Raw genomic sequence first — 20,922 nt, forward strand, 5'->3', positions numbered from 1 at the left:
GCATGACCTCCAACGACACGCTCGAGCGGCTGGCGCAGGTGATCGAATCGCGCAAGGGCGCCGACCCGGACACGTCCTACGTCGCGCGCCTGTTCCACAAGGGCACCGATGCCATCCTGAAAAAGGTCGGCGAGGAGGCCACCGAAACCGTGATGGCGGCCAAGGACGGCGACCCGCAGAAGATCGTCTACGAAGTGGCCGACCTGTGGTTCCACTCGATGGTGGCGCTGGCCGCGTTCAACCTGCGCCCGGCCGACGTGCTGGCCGAGCTGGCGCGGCGCGAGGGCCTGTCCGGCCTGCAGGAGTTCGCGCAGCGCGGTACCCCCGCTGGAGGCCACACACCATGAGCGACACCATCGACCTGGGCGAACGCGACCGGCACCTGAAGACGATCGGCATCATCAGCTACCTGCTGCACGCCATCGTTGCGGTTGCCGCGCTGGTGCCGACCGTGCAGGCCAGCATCGTGCTGCTGCTGATCGCCTTCGTGCTCGATCTCGTCAAGAAAGACGACGCGGCCGGCACCTGGCAGGAATCGCACTTTCGCTGGCGCATCCGCACGGTGGTGTGGGCCGGCGCGCTGTATCTGCTGACGCTGCCGCTGTGGTTTCTGTTGATCGTGCCCGGATGGATTGCGTGGTTCGTGATTTCCATCTGGTTTCTGTACCGTATCGTGCGCGGCTGGTTGAACCTCAACGAGAATCGCGCGATCCAAGCCTGACGCCAAGAGATGAGCCACGACCCGAACTGCGTTTTCTGCAAGATCGTCGCCGGGCAGATCCCGTCGAAGAAGGTCTACGAGGATGAAGAGCTCTTCGCCTTCCACGACATCCGCCCGCACGCGCCGATCCACTTCATGATCATCCCGAAGCTGCATGTGCCGTCGCTCAACGAGGCGACGGCCGAGCACCAGGCGTTGCTGGGCCGCATCCTGACGCTGGCGCCCAGGCTGGCACGCGAGCAGGGTGCCTCGAACGGTTTCCGCACGGTGATCAACACGGGCGTCGATGGCGGGCAGGAGGTCTACCACCTCCACGTCCACGTCATGGGCGGTCCCCGGCCCTGGAACCTGGGCTGAACGTAAAATTCGTATTCGTCGTTAGGAGAAAGACATGGGTTCCTTCAGCATCTGGCACTGGTTGATCGTGCTGTTGATCGTCGTGCTGGTGTTTGGCACCAAGAAGCTCAAGAACATGGGCTCCGACCTGGGCGGGGCGGTCAAGGGCTTCAAGGACGGCATGCGCGACGGCTCGTCCGGCGACGCCGCAGCGCCGCCGCAGCAGGTCACGAGCGAAAAGTCGGCCGACAAGTCGACCATCGACGTCGAAGCCAAGACCAAGTCCTGATTTCCACCCAGCGTGTCGCCGGCGTGAGCTGCCCGCCCGCGCCGGCCTTCCTTTTTCCCTCGCCTCATGATTGATTTCGGCTTCGACAAGCTGGCCCTGATCGGGGCGGTGGCGTTGATCGTCATCGGCCCCGAGAAGCTGCCCCGCGTGGCCCGCACCGTCGGGCACTTGCTGGGCAAGGCGCAGCGTTACGTCGCCGACGTCAAGGCCGAGGTGAACCGGTCCATCGAGCTCGACGAGCTCAAGAAGATGAAGACCGAATTCGAGGACGCCGCTCGCAACGTCGAGCAGGAGGTGTCCCAGGCCACCGGCGACTTCGAGAAAGCCTGGACCGACGCGACCGGCAGTGCCGGCGCGATCGAGCAGGGCGGCGGCTGGGAGCCGCCCCCGCCGGAATACAAGCACCCGAAGAAAAACTGGCGGCTCAAGCGCGGTGCGACGCCGCAGTGGTACAAGCAGCGCCAGGGCGTGCGCACGCACGCGCAGTCGGGCGCTGCCCGGGTTGCGCGCTTCCGCCCGCACCGGCCGTCATCGAAAGTCGGCTCGTGAGCCAGAACACTCCCCACAAAGACCGCGACGAACTGGAAGGCACCGAGCAGCCCTTCGTCTCCCACCTGATCGAACTGCGCGACCGCCTGATCCGGGCGGTGATCGCCATCGGTGTCGTGTTCGGTGCGCTGTTCTTCTGGCCCGGGCCGGCAGGGCTGTACGACCTGCTGGCCGCACCGCTGGTGGCCCATCTGCCAGAAGGCAGCACGCTGATCGCCACCAACGTGATCTCGCCGTTCATCGTGCCGCTGAAGATCACGCTGATGGCGGCCTTCCTGATCGCACTGCCGGTGGTGCTCTACCAGGTGTGGGCCTTCGTGGCGCCGGGGCTGTACACCCACGAGAAGAAGCTGGTGCTGCCGCTGGTGATCTCCAGCACGCTGCTGTTCCTCATCGGGGTGGCGTTCTGCTACTTTTTCGTGTTCGGCAAGGTGTTCAGTTTCATCCAAAGCTTCGCACCCAAGAGCATCACGGCCGCGCCGGACATCGAGGCCTACCTGAGCTTCGTGCTGACGATGTTCCTTGCCTTCGGCCTGGCTTTCGAGGTGCCGATCGTCGTCGTGGTGCTGGCACGCCTGGGCATGGTCAGCATCGAGAAGCTGAAAGCCTTTCGCAGCTACTTCATTGTCGTGGCCTTCATCATCGCGGCTGTCGTCACGCCACCCGACGTGATCTCGCAGCTGGCGCTGGCCATCCCGATGTGCCTGCTCTACGAAGTGGGCATCTGGGCGGCGCAGATCTTCATCAAGCACACGCGCGCCCCGGACGCTGAAGAAGACACCGCCTGACGGGCCCTTCTGAAACCTCCCGAGGCGGCGGTAGCCGGTCGCCTCGCCGCAGGCGACCCTCAGCGCAGCTGTCGCTGCACCTTCGGCCGCTGGGCCACTTTCACTCGCATCTCGATCGACTCGCTGCCACGCTGCACCCCGATTTCGGCCTCGCTGCCGGGTTTCAGTTCAGCCACTGCGTTCAGCAATTGCACCGTGCTCTTGACCGGTTTGCCGGCGACCGCGACCACCACGTCGCCGGGCCGCACGCCGGCCTGCTGAGCCGGGCCGCCTTGCAGCACGCCGGTGATCAGCACGCCGTCCTCGACTGGCAGGTTGAACGTCTGTGCCATCTCCGGCGTCAGATCCTGGGGCTCGACACCAATCCAGCCGCGCGTCACCTGGCCGTCGCGGATCAGGCTTTCCATCACCTGGCGGGCCGTCGAGGCGGGAATCGCGAAGCCGATGCCCATGTTGCCGCCCGAGCGCGAGTAGATCGCGGTGTTGATGCCCATCAGGTTGCCGCCCGCGTCGATCAACGCGCCGCCGGAATTGCCGGGGTTGATCGCTGCATCGGTCTGGATGAAGTTCTCGAAGGTGTTGATGCCGAGCTGGTTGCGCCCGAGCGCGCTGATGATGCCGGACGTCACCGTCTGGCCCACGCCGAAGGGGTTGCCGATGGCGAGCACCACGTCGCCCACCTCGAGCGCATCGGAGTCGCCGAACGTGACGGCGGGCAGCTTGTCCAGTTCGATCTTCAGCACCGCGAGGTCGGTCTCGGGGTCGCTGCCGACCACCTTCGCACTGGTCTTGCGGCCGTCGCTCAGCATCACTTCGATGTCGTCGGCGCCTTCGATCACGTGGTTGTTGGTCAGCAGGTAGCCTTCGGATGAGACGATCACGCCTGAACCGAGCCCCACCTGGGGCTGCGCGCCCTGCTCGCCGAAGAAGAACCTGAACCACGGGTCTTCCATCTGCGGGTTGCGGGTAGGCGCCTTGCTGGTGGCAATGTTGACCACCGCCGGCGAGGCGCGCTTGGCGGCGGCCGAATAGCTGCTCGGCGCAGCGGCCGGCGTCACCGCGGGGGCTTCGGTGACCGAAATGGTGGGCACCACCCCGGACGGGTTGCGTTGCAACCATTCGGGCTTGAGCGTGGCGACGACGAACAGCGCCGCCACGGCGACCGTGACGGCTTGGGAGAAAATCAGCCAGGTTTTGCGCATAGGACGTGACAGATGATCCACCGCGATGAAATGGATACCTACCTGAAAGGCCTGCTGGCGGTGGACCGATTCAGGGATTATGGGCCGAACGGCTTGCAAGTCGAAGGCAAGCCGGAGGTCCGCACGCTGGTCAGCGGCGTGACCGCCAGTCTGGCGCTGATCGAAGCGGCGATCGACGCGGGTGCCGACGCGATCCTCGTGCATCACGGCCTGTTCTGGCGCGGTCAGGACGGCCGTGTCGTGGGCTGGATGAAAAAGCGTCTGCACCGGCTGCTGGCCGCTGACGTGAACCTGTACGCCTATCACCTGCCGCTCGACGCCCACGCCGAACTTGGCAACAACGCGCAACTGGGGCACCGGCTCGGGCTGAACATCGAGTCCCGGTTCGGCGAGCAGGACCTCGGTTGCCTCGGCACACCGGCGCAGCCGCTGACCCTGGCAGCGCTGTCCACGCTGTTGCAGGCCCGCTTGAGCCGCTCACCTGTCGTCGTCGAGGGCGACGGCCGGCCGATTCGCCGGGTGGCCTGGTGCACCGGCGGTGCGCAGGGGTACTTCGAAGCGGCGATCGCCGCCGGCGCCGACGCCTTCGTGACCGGGGAGATCTCGGAGCCGCAAGCGCACTACGCGCGCGAAACGGGGGTCGCGTACCTCGCGTGCGGGCATCACGCCACCGAGCGCTTCGGCGCCCCTGCGGTCGCCGCGCACGTGGCCTCGCACTTCGGCATCGAGCATCGATTCATCGACGTGGACAACCCCGCATGAGCGCCCCTCTCAGGCGGCCTCTGGCCCTGACCATGGGGGACCCGGCCGGCATCGGGCCCGAGATCGTGGCCCAGGCCTATCGCCTGGGCGTGGCACGCAACACCGTGGTGCTCGGCGACGTGGCCGTGCTGCGGCGTGCCGCGCAGTGCACCGGCGGCATGCTGCCGGTGGCCGTGCTCGAGCGAGCCGAGGATGTGGCGCATGTCCCGCCTGCCTGCATTCCCGTTGTGCCGGTGGTGGATCTGCCCGAACTGCCGGCGTTCGGGGTTGTCGATGCGCGCGCCGGCGCCGCGGCCCATGCCTGCATCCGGCGCGCCGCCGAGATGGCCGTGGCCGGCGAGGTCAGCGGTGTCGTGACCGCGCCGATCCACAAGGAGGCCCTGGCTGCGTCCGGCGTGCACTTTCCCGGACACACCGAAATGCTGCAGGCCTATGCCGGAGCACCCGATGTCCGCATGATGCTGGCGAACGACGAACTCAAGACGGTGCTGGTCACCATCCACATGTCGTTGCGCCAAGCCATCGAAGGGGTCAGCTTCGACAGCGTGCTGCAGACCCTGCGCATCGCCCACCGCAGCGCGGCCCTGTGGGGGCAGCCGCAGCCGCGCATCGCCGTGGCAGGGCTCAACCCGCACGCAGGTGAGGGGGGGCTGTTCGGCGATGAGGAGCAGCGCGTCATCCGGCCGGCCGTCGAAGCCGCGCAGGCAGAAGGGATCGACGCTCGAGGGCCGTATGCGCCCGACACCGTGTTCATGCGGGCGCGCAACACGCTGGAACACCCGGGCGAGTTCGACCTCGTGGTCGCGATGTATCACGACCAGGGGCTGATACCGGTGAAGTACCTCGGGGTGGAGCGCGGCGTGAACGTCACGCTGGGGTTGCCGTTCGTGCGGACGAGTCCGGATCATGGAACGGCGTTCGATCTCGCCGGGACCGGGCGGGCCGATCCGGCGAGCCTGATGGCGGCCATCGAGATGGCCAGGCGCTTGGGGATGGGGGCGGGGCGGTAGCGGGCGCCGGCGCCGAATCAGCTCTTGCTGCTCAGTGCCGCCAGCTGCTTCCTTGCCCGCGCCACCGCCCGCTCGATCAGATACGCCTGCTCGAAGGCCCGGAACCGCCCGGTTTCGCACAGCTTGGTCAGCATGCGCCCGGTCATCGAGATGATCTTCTGGTGCTTCTTGCCGTGGTTGAAGATGAAGAAGGTGCGCCCCGGGCTGACCCAGTTGAGCCGAACCTTGCGCCAGCCTTCTTCGGTGTGCATCTGGTAGGCCACGCCTGCCTGCACGTACTGCGCGAGCTGCACGCCTCTGGTCGGCGTTTCGGGGGCCATCTCCGGCCCCAGTCCCTCGAGGTTGATATCGAGTTCGCCGGACGACGAGTCCAGGCTTTCGAGGTCGATGTCGACGTTGCCGTCCCAGTCGATCGCCGCCTCCTCGACCAGGCCCACCTGCGCGGCCTCTTCCAGCGAGAAGCTCGTGATCTGCTCCGAGGTCGGTGCAGCAGCCTGGGAGAGGGGCACCTCTTCGGCCGTCGGAATGGCCATGTGGTCCAGCGCCTGCAACTGGGTGTCGAGCTGGCGGTACTGGAAATCCGTCAGCGGCTGCCCCTTCAAGGACTGGGCGTGGCACGGCAGCAGCTCGCCGAAGAACGCCTTCTTTCGGTCCTCCGGCCAGCGGATCAGCGCCAGGCCTTCGTTGAGCCCCTTCATCAGCTGTGGCAGCGCCAGGATGAACTGCTTGCGCTCGGCGGGCGTTCCCTTGGGCAGGACGCTGAGGATCAACTGGCGCGGCATGCCGCGCAGACGCTTGGCGACGTCCGAGTCGGGACCGTGCCGCAGGGCCGCTTCGACCTGCACGAGCGTCCAGGTGTCGTGCAAGAAGCCGCGGATGAAGTCCTGCACGGCGACCGGCCGCAGCATCGACTGCATCTGCTCGGCAAAGCGGGCATGGATGCGCAGCTTGGCCTCCTTCTGGGCCAGCAGTTCGACGGCTTCCACGTGGGCCTGCGCCTCGTCGCGCGACTGCTCGTGCACGAAGGCTTCCAGGGCACGCAGTTTGGTGTCGTACTGGTCCATCTGGTCGAAATCGCCATCGACCACCTGCTGGACCAGTTCGCGCACCAGTTCCAGGAAACGCCTGCCAGCGCCTTCGTCGAAGTCCTCGAACGCACAGGCGATCGAAGCCATCCGGTTGACGAAGCGGCGCACCGGGTGGCTGCGCGACGAGAAGAACTGCATGTCCTTCAGCGCAGCGCGCAGCACCGGCAGCTGCAGCCGGGCGATCTGCCGTGCCATCTGCGGCGGCACCTTGGTGTCCGACAGGATCTGGTCGAACAGCGAGGCCACGATGTCGATCACCATGTGATCGAGTGCGCCGGTGGACGCACGCATCAGCTCTTCGCGATGCGTGCGGATCAGGTTGACGGCCATCAGGCCGCTCAACCCGTTGTTCAGTGCGCCGCTCAGCGTCCCGGGCCCCGAGGCGGGCCCTGCCCCGGCCGGCGAGACCGTGCCGCCGGCGGCCCAGCCGCTGACGGCGTCGAGCGCGCCCGGGGTGCTGGCGGCGAAAGCCAGGCGCCGGATCACATCCAGCATGTGGGCATCGCTGGCAGCACGACCCGCGCCGAGGCTGCCCGGGCCGCTGTGCAGCGTGCCACCACCCGAGGAGGTCGGGCCGAAGCCTCCTGCCAGGGCCCCTGCTCCTGTGGCGCCAAAGTTCGCGGGCACCGCCATACCGAACATCGAGCCCAGCGCCTGCGCGGCCTGCTGCCAGTCGTGCTTGAGTCCTGGGGGCGCGGGCGGCATCGGCGCCGCACCCCCGGCATGGGCGGCGGTGGGGTCGTAGCCTGCCGCCACGCCGGGCACCCCGGCCTTGACGGCCAACCCCACCGGGTGGATGCCTCGCGCGCCGAAGTCGCTGACGATCGCGCCGTAGCATGGCCGCATCGCTTTCGCGAGCGCGCGACCCAATTCGGCAGCCAGTGTCTTGCGGACGCCCGGGTCAGGTGTCACGGCCTCGATCGAACGGAACAGCGCCTGGCCGAGGATTTCGGGTCGAATCGGGTTGCGCTCCGGGTCGGCGCGCCCGATACCGAGCAGCGAGCCGATATAGGCGTCCAGCTCACGCAGTTCCCACTCGCACTCGTGTTCGATCTCGAGGCTCAGGCGATGAGCCGTCACCTGTTCCTCGACCTCGGAGTCGCCGACCAGGCTCAAGGATGCCCAGTCGGTGGCAGCGAGCGAGCGGGCGACGCGCGGGTTCAGCTCCTTGGCGACCTTCTCGTTCAACACCGTCGTGAAACTCATGTTGAACGCCGACAACTTGCGTTGCAAATCGAACTGCGCCGACATGAAGGATTGCCGCTGCGCATTGCTGGCGGCCGACAGCGCCAGCATGCCCAGCGCGTCGACCATCCGACTGGAGGCGGTCGACACGGTGGACAGGATTATCTGCACCGCCGCTTGCATCGCGGCGTGGAGTCGCGGGTCGGGAAGGCTCATCTCACCTGGCTTCGCAAGGCAAGCAGTATGGCGCGAAAAGTGCACGCGACCCATCCGGACAAATGCCCGCGAGTGCGCAGTTCGCCACCGAAAGTCGGTCCCGAAGCGTGGCTGCGCGCGGCTCGAGGCCCCTCAGCAGGACACCCGAGTCGGGTTGCTTTTTGTTACTTGCGCAGCGTATCCCGGATCTCGCGCAGCAGCATCACTTCCTCGGGAGGCGCGGCAGGCGCGGGCGGCGGGGCTTCCCGCTTGAGTCGGTTGATCTGTTTCACCATCACGAAAATGATGAAAGCGAGGATCAGGAAGTTGATCGCGACGGTAATGAAGTTGCCGTACGCGAAGACGGCGCCCGCTTTTTTCGCTTCGGCCAACGTCTCGGCCGTCTGGCCCGCCAGCGGAACAAAGTAGTTCGAGAAGTCCAGCCCGCCGAAAATGCGGCTGACGAGCGGCATGATGATGTCGTCGACCATCGAGCTGACGATCTTGCCGAAGGCGCCACCGATGATGACGCCGACGGCCAGATCGATCACGTTGCCCTTGGCGGCGAACTCCTTGAACTCTGTCATGAATCCCATCGGATGCTCCTGCGATTGGCGGGCCGGCGGCAACGGCGCCCCGGCCCGCTGCGAGTATTGCCGAGCCGGGCGTCGCTGCTCAAGCGGGAGACGGCCCGCGTGTGCGCCCGTGCGCGCGTGATGGGGGCGGCACTGGTTTCGGGCAAGGCCGGTGGGCTAGAATCACGGGTTGCCCCTAATCATAGAAGAGCTTTCTGAGGATCCCCATGAGTGACCAGCAAGTGGACAAAGGCCGCCGCACGTGGGTAGCCATTGCCTGTGGCGCGGGCGCCGTCGGCGGCGTGGCCACCGCAGTTCCCTTCGTCAGCAGCTTCCAGCCCTCCGAGAAGGCGCGCGCCGCTGGCGCCCCGGTTGAAGTCGACATCGGCGGTCTGCAGCCCGGCCAGATGATGACGGTCGAGTGGCGCGGCAAGCCGGTGTGGATCATCAAGCGCACTCCCGAGCAACTCGAGGACCTCAAGAAGCACGACGCACAGCTGGCCGACCCGAACTCCGAGCGCAACCAGTATCCGACCCCCGACTACGCGAAGAACGAGTACCGCTCGATCAAGCCCGAGGTCTTCGTCGGTGTCGGCATCTGCTCCCACCTGGGCTGCTCGCCGGTCAGCAAGTTCACCCCGGGCCCGCAGCCCTCGCTGCCGAGCGACTGGCCCGGTGGTTTCCTGTGCCCCTGCCATGGCTCGACCTTCGACCTGGCCGGGCGCGTGTTCAAGAACAAGCCCGCGCCGGACAACCTGGAAGTGCCGCCGCACATGTACCTCTCCGACAACACGCTGTTGATCGGCGAGGACAAGAAGGCCTGACGGCTCCCAGTTTCGAGGTGACTTTCCATGGCTGAATTCAAAGAAGCTCCGGCAGACGCAGGCGCCGCCCAAAAGCTGCTCAACTGGGTCGACAACCGCTTCCCGTTGAGCAAGCTCTACAACGAGCACGTGGGCCAGTACTACGCGCCCAAGAATTTCAATTTCTGGTACATCTTCGGCTCGCTCGCCCTGGTGGTGCTGGTGATCCAGATCGTCACCGGCATCTTCCTCGTGATGCACTACAAGCCCGATGCCAACCTCGCGTTCGCTTCGGTCGAATACATCATGCGCGACGTGCCGTGGGGATGGCTGATCCGCTACATGCACTCCACGGGGGCCTCGGCCTTCTTCATCGTCGTCTACCTGCACATGTTCCGCGGCCTGCTGTACGGCTCGTACCGCAAGCCGCGCGAGCTGGTGTGGATCTTCGGGTGCGCGATCTTCCTGTGCCTGATGGCCGAGGCCTTCTTCGGCTATCTGCTGCCGTGGGGCCAGATGTCCTACTGGGGCGCACAGGTGATCGTCAACCTGTTCGCGGCCGTGCCCTTCATCGGTCCGGACCTGGCGCTGCTGATCCGCGGTGACTACGTCGTCTCGGACGCCACGCTGAACCGCTTCTTCAGCTTCCACGTGATCGCGATTCCGCTGGTGCTGCTGGGCCTGGTCGTCGCGCACATCATCGCGCTCCACGAAGTCGGCTCGAACAACCCGGACGGCGTCGAGATCAAGGCCACTCCGGGGCCGAAGGGCTACCCGCTCGACGGCATTCCGTTCCACCCGTACTACACGGTGCACGACATCTTCGGTTTGTCGATCTTCCTGATGGTCTTCACCGCCATCGTGTTCTTCGCGCCCGAGTTCGGCGGCTACTTCCTGGAGTACAACAACTTCATCCCGGCCGACCCGCTGAAGACGCCGCCGCACATCGCACCGGTGTGGTATTTCACGCCGTACTACTCGATGTTGCGCGCCACCACCGACCAGATGGTCAACGTGCTGGTGGTCGTGATCGGGCTCGGCGCGGTGCTGAGCGTGCTCAAGGGCGGCTTCGGCGCCAAGGGCAAGCTGGCGGTCGTCGTCGGTGCGTTGATCGCAGCCGCATTGCTCAAGACCTTCGACGCGAAGTTCTGGGGCGTGGTCGTGATGGGCGGCGCCGTGGTCATTCTGTTCTTCCTGCCGTGGCTCGACCGCAGCCCGGCCAAGTCGATCCGTTACCGCCCGAGCTGGCACATGTATCTGTACGGCGTGTTCGTGGTCTTCTTCTTCGTGCTCGGTTACCTCGGGATTCAGGCGCCGTCGCCGATCGGCGAACTGGTCTCGCAAGTGGGCACGTTGTTCTACTTCGGTTTCTTCCTGCTGATGCCGTGGTGGAGCCGCCTGGGCACCTTCAAACCGGTGCCCCAGCGCGTGGTCTTCACCGCCCATTGAGCCCGCCGGAGACAACCACGATGAAAAAACTGATCCTCTCCCTGGTGGCCTCGCTCGGCCTGATGTTCGGTGCCACCGCAGCCCGCGCGGCCGAAGGCGGCATCGTCCTGGACAAGTTTCCGACCGAGCGCGTGACCGATCTCGCCGCGTTGCAAAACGGCGCGAAGCTGTTCGTCAACTACTGCCTGAACTGCCACTCGGCGGCTTTCATGCGCTACAACCGCCTGCGCGACATCGGGCTGACCGAGCAGCAGATCAAGGACAACTTGGCGTTTGCGACCGACAAGATCGGCGACACGATGCAGGCGGCGATCGACCCGAAGCAGGCGAAGGAGTGGTTTGGCGCCACACCGCCCGACCTGACCGTGATTGCCCGCTCGCGTGCCTCGGCCAGTGGCAGCGGCGCCGACTACCTCTACACCTATCTGCGCACCTACTACCGCGACGACACCAAGGCGACCGGCTGGAACAACCTGGCGTTCCCCAACGTCGGCATGCCGCACGCGCTGTGGGAGCTGCAGGGCCAGCGTGTCGCGAAGTTCGAGGAGCACAAGGACCCGCACGACCCGAGCAAGGTGACCCATGTGTTTGCCGGCTATGAGCAACTGACCCCGGGCACCATGACGCCGCAGCAGTACGACAATGCGGTGGCCGACCTGGTGGCCTTCCTGCAGTGGATGGGCGAGCCGGTGCAGAAGGAACGGGTGCGCCTGGGCGTGTGGGTGCTGCTGTTCCTCGGCCTGTTCGCGGTGATCGCCTGGCGCCTCAATGCGGCGTACTGGAAAGACGTGAAGTGACCCGGCGCAGCGCTGCCGGCCCGAAAGGCAGCGCTGCATTGCTCGGAGTGGGTGGCTTAGGCGGCGCCCACTCCGTTTGTGTTTATCAGGGCGCGCAGCCCTCAACCTCCAGATCAAGGAGCACGCCATCATGATGGTGCTTTACTCCGGGACCACCTGTCCGTATTCCCACCGCTGCCGCTTCGTGCTGTTCGAAAAAGGCATGGACTTCGAGATCCGCGACGTCGACCTGTTCGCGAAGCCCGAAGACATCGCACTGATGAACCCGTACAACGAGGTGCCCATCCTCGTCGAGCGCGACCTCATCCTGTACGAGTCGAACATCATCAACGAGTACATCGACGAGCGCTTTCCGCACCCGCAGCTGATGCCCGGCGACCCGGTGGCCCGTGCCCGTGTACGGCTGTTCCTGCTGAATTTCGAGAAGGAGCTGTTCGCGCATGTCAACGTGCTGGAGTCGCGCGGCATCAAGCCGACCGACAAACAGCTCGAGAAGGCGCGCTCGCAGATCCGCGACCGGCTCACACAGCTGGCGCCGATCTTCCTGAAGAACAAATACATGCTCGGCGAGGATTTCTCGATGCTCGACGTGGCCATCGCGCCGCTGTTGTGGCGCCTGGACTACTATGGCATCGAGTTGTCGAAGAACGCCGCGCCGCTGCTGAAGTACGCCGAGCGCATCTTCTCGCGGCCGGCCTACATCGAGGCGCTGACGCCTTCCGAAAAGGTGATGCGCAAGTAATCCGCGGCATCATGACGAAGCTCCAATCGACCGGCAGCGCGGGCAGTTCCACACGGCCCTACCTGATCCGTGCGCTGCACGACTGGTGCACCGACAACGGCTACACGCCTTACTTGGCCGTGTACGTCGACCGTTCGGTGCAGGTGCCGGTGGAGTACGTCAAGAACCACGAGATCGTGCTCAACGTCAGCTTCGACGCGACCAGCGGCCTGCAGCTCGGCAACGAGTACATCGAGTTCCGTGCCCGCTTCGGCGGCGTGCCGCGCGACATCGTCGTCCCGGTCGATCACGTGATCGCGATCTATGCACGCGAGAACGGCCAGGGGATGGCCTTCCCGGTGCCGACCGAGGCAGGTGTCGAGAGTGTCGAGGACGCCGACGGCGAGCCTGGCGTCGAGGGCTCCGGCCCGGTGGAGGCCGGCGTTCCCGGACTCAAGCTGGCGCCGTCGCCCACCCAGGAGCCGGGGGCTTTGGCACCGCTGGCCAGCGGCGAGGATGCTCCGCCCGAGCCGCCCCAGCCGCCGTCCGGTCCCAGGCCTTCGCTGAAGCGGGTCAAGTAAAATCGCGGCTTCCCGCGGGTGCTCCGGCACCGTGCGCCGGCTTAGCTCAGTTGGTAGAGCAACCGCCTTGTAAGCGGTAGGTCATCCGTTCGAGTCGGATAGCCGGCACCATCTTTTCCCGTCGAGCGTGAAAGCTTACCGCCGAGTTACTGGCAGTTTCCGCTGCACGGCCTCAGGCGGATTGAACCTTCACCCTGATCGCGCTAACCTGCCAGCCATGTTGCCGCAGCGCCTCCTCCAGGCGCGGCTGCAACTGCCGGAGTTTCGCGGCAGCGGCCCCGTTCGGGGCCAGCAGGGACCATCCCTGCTCATCGACAGGCCCAGGTTTGACATGGGCCGCGAGAGCGGATGGCAGGAGAGGGCGAACCACTTCAAAACGAGCGTTGGACTCGCGCATGAGCTGTTGCAGCCGCGCCAGTCCGGTGTGGCGGTCCAGGGCTTCATGGATCGGCAGCGTATGTGGTGCGCGCTGGTTCATGGAAGGAGTGTAGCGATGCAGATCATGATCACCCACGGGCGCCTCGCCCGGACGCACGTGCTCCAGCTCGGCCGGTGGCAGCTCGCGTGCCTCGCGCTGGCGCTGGGGACCTGCCTGCTGGCGCTCTCCGGGTCGATCTACCACTTCATCTTCCTGAAGGCAGCGCGCGACGGTTGGCCGGTCGTGAGCCCGCTCGTGAAACTGGTCGTGAAGGACGAGTTCGCGCAGCGCGATCGCTTCATGCGCGAAAACCTCGACGCGATGGCGCAGCGGGTCGGCGAGATGCAGGCGCGGCTCATCCAGCTCGAAGCGATGGGCGAGCGCGTCTCGGGCCTGGCGGGCCTCAAGCCGGACGACATCAAGCTGGAGGACATCAAGCTCAGCGGCAAGGCGCCGGGCCAGGGAGGCCCTTACGTGCCGATGGACAAGCCGTCGCTGCAAGACCTGAATCAGGCCATCGAATGGCTCGACGAATTTTCCGCACAGCGTGCCGACGTCTTCACGATGATCGAATCGCGTCTGTTCGAGGAGCAGATGAAGTCCCTGATGGTGCCGAACTCCCGACCCGTCAACGGGCATACCAGTTCCGGCTTCGGCTTCCGCTCCGATCCCTTCACCGGGCGGTCGGCCCTGCATACCGGGCTCGACTTTCCAGCGCAGAGCGGCACGCCGATCAAGGCGGCCGCCGGCGGTGTCGCAGTGGCAGCCGAATACCACCCGGCCTATGGCTACATGGTCGACCTCGATCACGGCAACGGGCTCGTTACCCGCTATGCCCATGCCTCGAAGCTGCTTGTCCAACGCGGTGACCTGGTCAAGCGCGGGCAGGCGATCGCCCATGTGGGTTCGACCGGCCGTTCGACCGGTGCGCACCTGCATTTCGAGGTGCTGGTCGGTGGGGTGCCCCAGGACCCTGCGAAATTCCTGGCTGGCGGCAAAGGGCGCACGCCGCACCGGGTGATCGCGGGCGCCTCGCGTCCTGCCGTCGAATCCGATCGCGACGGCGCCGCTCGCAGCCTCGGCGTAGCAGACGCCGTGCCGGTTGCCAACTGAGCGTCAGCGCCGCACACCCCTGCCGGGCCTGCGGCCGACCCCGGTGCTAAACTCCGACGCTTTTGGAGCGGCCTGCCTGCCCGGCAGCCTGCGCCGCGTGAAAGGCGTCCGAACGGCCGGGCTTCCCGCCGCGCAGCACCCTTCGACCTGAGCCCTCGGCACGTCCCTCGCGGGCCTGCCTTTCGGCTTCGGCGCCTGCGGCTGCCGGCCACGGGCCGGCCGTCCCACTCATCCAAGAACCGAATCCATGTTGCCCAAGCTTCTTACCCAGATTTTCGGCAGTCGCAACGATCGCCTGCTCAAGCAGTATCGGCGCGTGGTCGAGAAGATCAACGCGCTGGAGCCGCAACTGGAGAAGCTGAGCGACGAGCAGTTGCGCGGCAAGACGCAGGAACTCAAGGAGCGCGTGGGCAAGGGCGAGGCGCTGGACGATCTGCTGCCCGAGGCCTTTGCGGTCGTGCGCGAAGGCAGCAAGCGCACGCTGAAGATGCGGCACTTCGACGTGCAGCTGCTCGGGGGCATGGCGCTGCACAACGGCAAGATCGGCGAGATGCGCACCGGTGAGGGCAAGACGCTGATGGCCACGCTGCCGGTCTACCTGAATGCGCTGGCCGGCAAGGGCGTGCACGTGGTCACGGTCAACGACTACCTGGCTCGCCGCGATGCCGAGTGGATGGGCCGGCTTTACAACTTCCTGGGCCTGACGGTGGGCGTGAACCTGCCCCAGATGCCGCGCGAGGACAAGCAGGCGGCCTATGCGGCCGATGTCACCTACGGCACCAACAACGAATTCGGCTTCGACTACCTGCGCGACAACATGGTCTACGAGACCGCCGATCGCGTGCAGCGGGGCCTGCACTATGCGATCGTCGACGAGGTCGACTCGATCCTGATCGACGAGGCGCGCACGCCGCTGATCATCAGCGGCCAGGCCGAGGACCACACCGAGCTTTACATCCGCATCAACAAGGTCGTGCCGCTGCTGAAGAAGCAGATCGGCGAGGCCGACCCGCGCACCGGCGAAGGCGTGGTCGAGCCGGGTGACTTCACGGTCGACGAGAAGACGCGGCAGGTGTACCTGACCGAAGCCGGCCACGAGAACGCGGAGCGCATCCTGTCGCAGGCGGGTCTGCTGGCCGAGGGCGCCAGCCTCTACGACCCGGCGAACATTTCGCTGATGCATCACTTGTATGCAGCGCTGCGGGCCAACCACCTGTACCACCGCGACCAGCACTATGTGGTGCAGAACGGCGAGGTGATCATCGTCGACGAGTTCACCGGCCGCCTGATGGCCGGCCGCCGCTGGTCCGAGGGCTTGCACCAGGCGGTCGAGGCGAAGGAAGGCGTACAGATCCAGGCAGAGAACCAGACGCTCGCCTCGATCACCTTCCAGAACTATTTCCGCATGTACGCGAAGTTGGCGGGCATGACCGGCACGGCCGACACCGAAGCCTACGAATTCCAGGAGATCTACGGCCTCGAGACGGTCGTGATCCCGCCGAACAAGCCGACGCAGCGCAAGGACGAACTCGACCTCGTCTACAAGACGGGGCGCGAGAAGTACGAAGCGGTGATCCAGGACATCCGCGACTGCTATGAACGCGGCCAGCCGGTGCTGGTCGGCACCACGTCGATCGAGAACTCCGAGCTGATCTCAGGGCTGCTGACGCAGGCCGGCCTGCCACATCAGGTGCTCAACGCCAAGCAGCACGCGAAAGAAGCCGAGATCATTGCCCAGGCCGGCCGGCCCAAGATGGTCACGATCGCGACCAACATGGCCGGCCGCGGCACCGACATCGTGCTCGGCGGCAACGTCGAGAAGCAGATCCAGCTGATCGAGGCCGACGACGGCCTGCCCGAGACCGAAAAACAGGCCCGCGCGCAGAAGTTGAAGGACGAATGGCAGAGCCTGCACGAGCAGGTCAAGTCGCTGGGCGGCCTGCGCATCATCGCCACCGAGCGGCACGAGTCGCGCCGCATCGACAACCAGTTGCGCGGCCGGTCGGGCCGCCAGGGCGACCCGGGCTCGTCGCGCTTCTTCCTGTCGCTGGAAGACCCGCTGATGCGCATCTTCGCCGGCGATCGCGTGCGCGCGATCATGGACCGGCTGAAGATGCCCGAGGGCGAGGCCATCGAGGCCGGCATCGTGACGCGTTCGATCGAGAGCGCGCAGCGCAAGGTCGAAGCCCGCAACTTCGACGTGCGCAAGCAGTTGCTGGAGTACGACGACGTCTCCAACGACCAGCGCAAGGTGATCTACCAGCAGCGCAACGACATTCTCGACGCCAGCGACATGACCGCCCAGATCGCGAATCTGCGCGAAGGTGCGTTGACCGACGTGGTGCGCACCTACGTGCCGGCCGATAGCGTCGAGGAGCAGTGGGACCTGCCCGGCCTGGAGAAGACGCTGCGCGAAGAATGGCAGCTCGAGGTGCCGCTGCAGGCCGAGGTCGAGAAGAGCGAGGCGATCACCGACGAGGACATCGTCGAGAAGGTCGTGAAGGCGGGTCACGCGCTCTACGTGAGCAAGGTCGAGCGTGTCGGCAAGGAGCAGTTCACGCAGTTCGAGCGCATGGTGCTGCTGCAGTCGCTCGACTCGCACTGGCGCGAGCACCTGGCAGCACTGGACTACCTGCGCCAGGGCATCCACCTGCGCGGCTATGCCCAGAAAAACCCGAAGCAGGAGTACAAGCGCGAGGCTTTCGAGTTGTTCGCGCAGCTGCTCGACCTGGTGAAGATGGAAGTCACACGCCTGCTGCTGACGGTGCGCATCCAGTCCGAGCAGCAGATCGCGCAGGCGGCCGAGGCCATCGAGGACCAGGCCGAGCAGATCTCCAACGTCACGTATACGCACCCGAACGAGGACGGCAGCGTTGCGAGCGAGCGGGATCCCGCCACCGCGCGCGATGCGGTGCCGAAGGTCGGCCGCAACGACCCTTGCCCGTGTGGCAGCGGCAAAAAGTACAAGCAGTGCCACGGCAAGCTGGCCTGAGGGTCCGGCGCTGATGCGGCACAAGGGCTCCTGCGGGAGCCCTTGTGCATTTCTGCGCCCCACGGCCTGCCTACAATGCCGGTTTCCTTTCACCCTTTGCGCACCGAGGCCCTCATGCCCGTCCATCTCCAGGCCCCCGACCCGACCGCTCTGCATCCCGTTCCCGGCGTGAAGCTGGGCACTGCCATGGCCGGCGTGCGCAAGGCCAACCGAAGGGACCTGACGGTGATCGCGCTCGACGAGGGCAGCGCGGTGGCCGGCGTGTTCACGCAGAACCGGTTCTGTGCGGCGCCGGTGCAGCTCGCCCGCAAGCATCTTGCGCTGAACGTCGGAACCCGCGCGCTGTTGATCAACACCGGCAATGCGAACGCCGGCACCGGCGAAGACGGCCTGGTGCGTGCGTTTTCGACCTGCGTCGCGCTCGCACGCCAGCTGGAACTCGCGCCGGAGCAGGTGCTGCCGTTCTCGACCGGCGTGATCATGGAGCCGCTGCCCACCGACCGCATCGAGGCCGGCCTGCCCGCGGCGCTGGCCGACTTGAAGGAAGACGGCTGGGCGGCGGTCGCTGAAGCGATCATGACCACTGACACCGTGCCGAAGGCGGCGTCACGCCAGGTGCAGATCGACGGCCACACGGTCACCGTGACGGGCATCAGCAAGGGAGCCGGGATGATCCGCCCCAACATGGCGACGATGCTGAGCTTCGTCGCGACCGACGCGAACGTCTCGCCCGGAGTGCTGCAGGCGCTGGTGCGCGAGGCGGCCGACCTGTCGTTCAACCGCATCACGATCGACGGCGACACATCGACCAACGACTGCTTCATGCTCATGGCCTCGCGCAAGGCCGGCCATGCGCCGATCGAGGCGCTCGAGTCGGCGCAGGGCCGCGTCCTGCGTGATGCGGTGGTCGCGGTCGCCGAACAGTTGGCCCAGGCCATCGTGCGTGACGGCGAGGGCGCGACGAAATTCATCACCGTGCGCGTCGAGGGCGGCCGCAACGTCGACGAGTGCAAGCAGGTTGCCTATGCGATCGCGCATTCGCCGCTGGTCAAGACCGCGTTCTACGCCAGCGATCCCAACCTCGGCCGCATCCTGGCCGCGGTCGGCTATGCCGGCATCGCCGATCTCGATCAGGATGGCATCGAGCTGCATCTCGACGATGTACACGTCGCGACGCACGGCGGTCGGCATCCGGCGTACCAGGAGGCCGACGGCCAACGCGTGATGAAGCAAAGCGAGATCACCGTGAAGGTCGGTCTGGGCCGCGGCGACGCGCAGGCCACCGTGTGGACCTGCGATTTCTCGCACGACTACGTCAGCATCAACGCCGACTACCGCAGCTGAGCGCGCCACTCACGCGACCGCCAGTCTGCGCTCCAGTTCGTCCAGCGTCTGCTCCAGCTCGCGCAGCGCGCGTCCGGCGCGCGAGCGCACCGGTGCGCTCATCCCGACGAGTGTGCGTTGCGTGTCGCTCAGCATCTCGAGGTCGAGCGTGATGCCGTGCGGTGCCAGTCGCGGCCCGAGCACGGCGTGCCTCGCGCGCAGCATCTGACGCGTCTGCTGGTAGGCATGCTCGGCCAGCCGGCGGCGTTGGGCATAGCTGAAGGTGTTGGCGAGGAACAGCTCGGCGTCGCGCTGGTCGGGCTCGAACAGCACGATGTCGGTGGCCGGGTAGGCCCGCTCGTAGCCCTTCATGCCGAGTTCTAGGCGCGAGTGGATCATCGAGCGGAAGGTCTGCGACAGCACCACCGGCAGGCCCCCGTCGGCGATGCGCGGGATGCGCTGCCTGCCGGTCCCGCGTGACGGCTGCGGGCGGCTGGCGTCGAAGGGCACCAGCGGGTTCAGGCAGATCAGCAGGTCGAGTCCCTGCTCCAGCAGTACCGACGCGTGCATCGTCTTCTTGAGCGCACCATCGACATAGCTGCGGCCGCCGATCTCGACCGGCGGGAACAGCCCGGGCAGCGCCGCGCTGGCCTGCACGGCCTTCGAGATCGGCACGTCGTCCCAACCGGGTAGCCCGAAGGGGGCAGCCTGCCCGCTGTCGAGGTCGGTCGCCACCAGCACCAGCTGGCGCTCCAGTGCGCGGAAGTCGTTGGTGCGCCCGGGTTGCGCGAACATCCTCTGCAACCGGTGGTCGATGAGTCGGTTCGAGAACAAACCCGTCGGGATCGCGCGACCGACCCGCTCGAAGGCGCTCATCAGCGAGCGCCGGCCGAAGGCGTAGTGGAAGCCGGCCGATGCGAGCAGCCCGGGCAGCGTGGCGAGGCGTTGGACGAATTCACCATAGGCGGGGCGGATGAGCAGCGTCGGATCGAACAGGTCGTTCTCGCCACCTTCGTTCTCGATGAAGGCGCGGCACAGTTCGCGCGGCCGCATGCCGTTGGCGAGGCCGGCAGCGATGAAGCCGCCTGCCGATACGCCCACATAGCTGTGGCACTGCGTGAAGTCCAGCCCCTGGAGCGACTCGTCGAGCGCACACAGCGCGCCGATCTCGTAGATGGCTCCGAGCGGGCCGCCGCCGGCGAGCGCGAGACCGACACGCGAAGGGTGGTGATGCCGGGCCAGGGGGCGGGGACGTACGGCTGTCTTCGCGGTGTGGGGCATGGCGGCAGTGTAGGAGCGGCATGCCTGCCTGCTCTGGGGCGTCCTGCCTAATCAGGCTCGGGACTAACCCGCGGCCAGCAAAAGCGAACGGGGCGCTGCAAGCACCCCGTCGTCCCGAATGGCCTCGCGTTTGCTCAGGCGGCGGCCGGCTTGCGGGTGCCGGCGCGCTTGGCCGCAGGCTTGGCGTTGCCACTGGCCGCCCGCTTCGCGGCGGGGGCCTTCTTCGCGGGGGCCGTCTTGGCAGGGGTCTTGTTGAGCTTGGCGACGGCCTTGTTCAACTCGTCGATACGTGCGACGAGCACGTCGATGTCGTTGTGACTCGGCACGCCCAGCTTGTTGAGCGCCTTCGCGACGCGCTCTTCGAAGATGGTTTCCAGCTTGTCCCAGTGCTGCCCGGCCTTGCTGGAGATGTCGCCCGCCATGTTGGTCATGCGGCTGGTCACTTCAGTGAGCTTGTCTTCGGCGACCGCCTGGGTCTTGCGCTGGATCGACACGCCTTCCTTCACGAGGGCCTCGAACACCTTGCCGCCTTCTTCCTGTGCTTTCGAGAAGGCACCCAGGCCGGCCAGCCAGATCTGCTGGGCGGAGTCGCGCACGGTGCCGGCGAACTGGCTGTCGAGCAGGCCGCCGGCCGTCGCGCTCTTCTTCTCGGCCATCTTCTGCAGTTTCTTGACCATCTGGTGCTCCATGGAATCGATCGGGCCACTATAGAAGCGCCGCGTAGGAGCGGCAGCCTAAATCTCT

The 20,922-nt window shown here is 66.3% G+C and carries 21 protein-coding genes and 1 tRNA gene; 17 read left to right on the forward strand and 5 right to left on the reverse strand.

The window, feature by feature from the left end:
- The first annotated feature begins 2 nt into the window (after window positions 1-2).
- The 6 genes from M8A51_RS14335 (at window position 3) to tatC (ending at window position 2,683) form a co-directional block, all read left to right on the forward strand.
- A complete protein-coding gene (locus M8A51_RS14335; RefSeq protein ID WP_251779334.1) occupies window positions 3-347 on the forward strand; it encodes a phosphoribosyl-ATP diphosphatase in 345 nt (114 codons plus the stop codon).
- Window positions 344-721 (forward strand): DUF4870 family protein, encoded by a 378-nt coding sequence (locus M8A51_RS14340; RefSeq protein ID WP_251779154.1) that lies wholly within the window; start codon window positions 344-346, stop codon window positions 719-721. Before M8A51_RS14335 ends, M8A51_RS14340 begins: the two co-directional genes overlap by 4 nt.
- 9 nt (window positions 722-730) lie before the next feature.
- Window positions 731-1,078, forward strand: coding sequence for a histidine triad nucleotide-binding protein (locus M8A51_RS14345; protein WP_251779155.1), 348 nt, complete (start codon window positions 731-733; stop codon window positions 1,076-1,078).
- A gap of 34 nt (window positions 1,079-1,112) precedes the next feature.
- Window positions 1,113-1,346, forward strand: coding sequence for a Sec-independent protein translocase subunit TatA (tatA, locus tag M8A51_RS14350; protein WP_251779156.1), 234 nt, complete (start codon window positions 1,113-1,115; stop codon window positions 1,344-1,346).
- 66 nt (window positions 1,347-1,412) lie between these two features.
- Window positions 1,413-1,895, forward strand: a complete 483-nt coding sequence (gene tatB / locus M8A51_RS14355; RefSeq protein ID WP_251779157.1) for a Sec-independent protein translocase protein TatB — start codon at window positions 1,413-1,415, stop codon at window positions 1,893-1,895.
- Entirely contained in the window at window positions 1,892-2,683 is a 792-nt protein-coding gene (tatC, locus tag M8A51_RS14360; RefSeq protein WP_251779158.1) for a twin-arginine translocase subunit TatC, read from the forward strand. The genes tatB and tatC overlap by 4 nt, the downstream gene beginning before the upstream one ends.
- 59 nt (window positions 2,684-2,742) lie before the next feature.
- Here the strand turns inward: tatC and M8A51_RS14365 are convergent, their stop codons facing one another.
- Entirely contained in the window at window positions 2,743-3,885 is a 1,143-nt protein-coding gene (locus M8A51_RS14365) for a S1C family serine protease (RefSeq protein WP_251779159.1), read from the reverse strand.
- 12 nt (window positions 3,886-3,897) lie between these two features.
- Here M8A51_RS14365 and M8A51_RS14370 point away from each other — a divergent pair, with 12 nt between their 5' ends.
- A complete protein-coding gene (locus M8A51_RS14370; RefSeq protein WP_280926088.1) occupies window positions 3,898-4,647 on the forward strand; it encodes a Nif3-like dinuclear metal center hexameric protein in 750 nt (249 codons plus the stop codon).
- Window positions 4,644-5,657, forward strand: a complete 1,014-nt coding sequence (gene pdxA, locus M8A51_RS14375) for a 4-hydroxythreonine-4-phosphate dehydrogenase PdxA (protein ID WP_251779160.1) — start codon at window positions 4,644-4,646, stop codon at window positions 5,655-5,657. Before M8A51_RS14370 ends, pdxA begins: the two co-directional genes overlap by 4 nt.
- A 17-nt stretch (window positions 5,658-5,674) precedes the next feature.
- Here the strand turns inward: pdxA and M8A51_RS14380 are convergent, their stop codons facing one another.
- A complete protein-coding gene (locus M8A51_RS14380; RefSeq protein ID WP_251779161.1) occupies window positions 5,675-8,146 on the reverse strand; it encodes a DUF1631 family protein in 2,472 nt (823 codons plus the stop codon).
- A gap of 164 nt (window positions 8,147-8,310) precedes the next feature.
- Entirely contained in the window at window positions 8,311-8,721 is a 411-nt protein-coding gene (mscL, locus tag M8A51_RS14385) for a large conductance mechanosensitive channel protein MscL (protein ID WP_251779162.1), read from the reverse strand.
- Window positions 8,722-8,927: 206 nt separating this feature from the next.
- Between mscL and petA the strand changes: the two genes are divergently transcribed.
- The 9 genes from petA to argJ all read left to right on the forward strand — a co-directional run bounded on the left by petA (window position 8,928) and on the right by argJ (window position 18,918).
- A complete protein-coding gene (gene petA, locus M8A51_RS14390; RefSeq protein ID WP_251779163.1) occupies window positions 8,928-9,524 on the forward strand; it encodes a ubiquinol-cytochrome c reductase iron-sulfur subunit in 597 nt (198 codons plus the stop codon).
- Between the two features lie 27 nt (window positions 9,525-9,551).
- Window positions 9,552-10,952 carry a cytochrome b gene (locus tag M8A51_RS14395; protein WP_251779164.1) on the forward strand — a complete coding sequence of 467 codons (1,401 nt, stop codon included), beginning with the start codon at window positions 9,552-9,554 and terminating at the stop codon, window positions 10,950-10,952.
- Window positions 10,953-10,972: 20 nt separating this feature from the next.
- A complete protein-coding gene (locus M8A51_RS14400; RefSeq protein WP_251779165.1) occupies window positions 10,973-11,749 on the forward strand; it encodes a cytochrome c1 in 777 nt (258 codons plus the stop codon).
- Window positions 11,750-11,879: 130 nt separating this feature from the next.
- Window positions 11,880-12,491, forward strand: a complete 612-nt coding sequence (locus M8A51_RS14405) for a glutathione S-transferase N-terminal domain-containing protein (protein ID WP_251779166.1) — start codon at window positions 11,880-11,882, stop codon at window positions 12,489-12,491.
- An 11-nt stretch (window positions 12,492-12,502) separates the two neighbouring features.
- A complete protein-coding gene (locus tag M8A51_RS14410; protein WP_251779167.1) occupies window positions 12,503-13,051 on the forward strand; it encodes a ClpXP protease specificity-enhancing factor in 549 nt (182 codons plus the stop codon).
- A 35-nt stretch (window positions 13,052-13,086) separates the two neighbouring features.
- A tRNA-Thr gene (locus tag M8A51_RS14415) sits at window positions 13,087-13,162 on the forward strand.
- 106 nt (window positions 13,163-13,268) lie between these two features.
- Window positions 13,269-14,582, forward strand: coding sequence for a M23 family metallopeptidase (locus M8A51_RS26565; RefSeq protein WP_368408553.1), 1,314 nt, complete (start codon window positions 13,269-13,271; stop codon window positions 14,580-14,582).
- Between the two features lie 247 nt (window positions 14,583-14,829).
- The gene (secA, locus tag M8A51_RS14430; RefSeq protein ID WP_251779168.1) at window positions 14,830-17,574 is read left to right on the forward strand and encodes a preprotein translocase subunit SecA; all 2,745 of its coding nucleotides are present in this window, start codon (window positions 14,830-14,832) and stop codon (window positions 17,572-17,574) included.
- Window positions 17,575-17,688: 114 nt separating this feature from the next.
- Window positions 17,689-18,918, forward strand: coding sequence for a bifunctional glutamate N-acetyltransferase/amino-acid acetyltransferase ArgJ (gene argJ, locus M8A51_RS14435; RefSeq protein WP_251779169.1), 1,230 nt, complete (start codon window positions 17,689-17,691; stop codon window positions 18,916-18,918).
- 9 nt (window positions 18,919-18,927) lie between these two features.
- Here argJ and M8A51_RS14440 read toward each other — a convergent pair whose 3' ends face one another.
- Window positions 18,928-20,178: a patatin-like phospholipase family protein gene (locus tag M8A51_RS14440; RefSeq protein ID WP_251779170.1), complete on the reverse strand. Its 1,251-nt coding sequence runs from the start codon at window positions 20,176-20,178 to the stop codon at window positions 18,928-18,930.
- A 134-nt stretch (window positions 20,179-20,312) separates the two neighbouring features.
- Window positions 20,313-20,855, reverse strand: coding sequence for a phasin family protein (locus M8A51_RS14445; protein WP_251779171.1), 543 nt, complete (start codon window positions 20,853-20,855; stop codon window positions 20,313-20,315).
- Window positions 20,856-20,922: the final 67 nt, after the last annotated feature.

The organism is Caldimonas mangrovi (assembly GCF_023721835.1).
Lineage (GTDB): Bacteria > Pseudomonadota > Gammaproteobacteria > Burkholderiales > Burkholderiaceae_C > Caldimonas > Caldimonas mangrovi.

Excerpts from the sequence above, each read along its gene's own strand:
- M8A51_RS14335 (WP_251779334.1), top strand. The coding sequence starts at position 3 with ATGACCTCCAACGACACGCTCGAGCGGCTGGCGCAGGTGATCGAATCG.
- M8A51_RS14340 (WP_251779154.1), top strand. The coding sequence starts at position 344 with ATGAGCGACACCATCGACCTGGGCGAACGCGACCGGCACCTGAAGACG.
- M8A51_RS14345 (WP_251779155.1), top strand. The coding sequence starts at position 731 with ATGAGCCACGACCCGAACTGCGTTTTCTGCAAGATCGTCGCCGGGCAG.
- tatA (WP_251779156.1), top strand. The coding sequence starts at position 1,113 with ATGGGTTCCTTCAGCATCTGGCACTGGTTGATCGTGCTGTTGATCGTC.
- tatB (WP_251779157.1), top strand. The coding sequence starts at position 1,413 with ATGATTGATTTCGGCTTCGACAAGCTGGCCCTGATCGGGGCGGTGGCG.
- M8A51_RS14365 (WP_251779159.1), bottom strand. The coding sequence starts at position 3,885 with ATGCGCAAAACCTGGCTGATTTTCTCCCAAGCCGTCACGGTCGCCGTG.
- M8A51_RS14370 (WP_280926088.1), top strand. The coding sequence starts at position 3,898 with ATGATCCACCGCGATGAAATGGATACCTACCTGAAAGGCCTGCTGGCG.
- pdxA (WP_251779160.1), top strand. The coding sequence starts at position 4,644 with ATGAGCGCCCCTCTCAGGCGGCCTCTGGCCCTGACCATGGGGGACCCG.
- M8A51_RS14380 (WP_251779161.1), bottom strand. The coding sequence starts at position 8,146 with ATGAGCCTTCCCGACCCGCGACTCCACGCCGCGATGCAAGCGGCGGTG.
- mscL (WP_251779162.1), bottom strand. The coding sequence starts at position 8,721 with ATGGGATTCATGACAGAGTTCAAGGAGTTCGCCGCCAAGGGCAACGTG.
- petA (WP_251779163.1), top strand. The coding sequence starts at position 8,928 with ATGAGTGACCAGCAAGTGGACAAAGGCCGCCGCACGTGGGTAGCCATT.
- M8A51_RS14395 (WP_251779164.1), top strand. The coding sequence starts at position 9,552 with ATGGCTGAATTCAAAGAAGCTCCGGCAGACGCAGGCGCCGCCCAAAAG.
- M8A51_RS14400 (WP_251779165.1), top strand. The coding sequence starts at position 10,973 with ATGAAAAAACTGATCCTCTCCCTGGTGGCCTCGCTCGGCCTGATGTTC.
- M8A51_RS14405 (WP_251779166.1), top strand. The coding sequence starts at position 11,880 with ATGATGGTGCTTTACTCCGGGACCACCTGTCCGTATTCCCACCGCTGC.
- M8A51_RS14410 (WP_251779167.1), top strand. The coding sequence starts at position 12,503 with ATGACGAAGCTCCAATCGACCGGCAGCGCGGGCAGTTCCACACGGCCC.
- M8A51_RS26565 (WP_368408553.1), top strand. The coding sequence starts at position 13,269 with ATGTTGCCGCAGCGCCTCCTCCAGGCGCGGCTGCAACTGCCGGAGTTT.
- secA (WP_251779168.1), top strand. The coding sequence starts at position 14,830 with ATGTTGCCCAAGCTTCTTACCCAGATTTTCGGCAGTCGCAACGATCGC.
- argJ (WP_251779169.1), top strand. The coding sequence starts at position 17,689 with ATGCCCGTCCATCTCCAGGCCCCCGACCCGACCGCTCTGCATCCCGTT.
- M8A51_RS14440 (WP_251779170.1), bottom strand. The coding sequence starts at position 20,178 with ATGCCCCACACCGCGAAGACAGCCGTACGTCCCCGCCCCCTGGCCCGG.
- M8A51_RS14445 (WP_251779171.1), bottom strand. The coding sequence starts at position 20,855 with ATGGTCAAGAAACTGCAGAAGATGGCCGAGAAGAAGAGCGCGACGGCC.